Source organism: Xanthomonas sp. SHU 308, from assembly GCF_000364645.1.
GTDB classification, from domain to species: domain Bacteria; phylum Pseudomonadota; class Gammaproteobacteria; order Xanthomonadales; family Xanthomonadaceae; genus Xanthomonas_A; species Xanthomonas_A sontii.
In genome coordinates, this window is record NZ_AQOK01000629.1 from 1 (window position 1) to 258 (window position 258).

The 258-nt window shown below is 75.6% G+C and carries 1 protein-coding gene; it reads left to right on the plus strand.

The window, feature by feature from the left end:
* Positions 1 to 258 (plus strand): hypothetical protein (locus D588_RS25225; protein ID WP_043085729.1); only part of this gene is annotated, 258 nt, incomplete at both ends.

Sequence of the window (258 nt, forward strand, 5' to 3'; positions counted from 1 at the left end):
GCCGCCGCCGTCGTGGCCGTCGCGGTGGCCGCCGCCGTCGCCGTGGCAATGGCGAAGCCGGTGCTGCCGGCGATGCCGCCGGCCTGGACGATGCCGACCTGGATGCCGGCGACAGCGACGGCGAAAGCGCGCCGGCGCCGAGCCGCAGCCAGCCGGAGTTCGACTTCGACGACGACGGCACCACCGATGCCGCTCCGGCCAAGTCGCAGCCGCCCGTGCAGGAAAAGCGCGAGCCGCAGGAGAAGCGCGAGCCGCGTC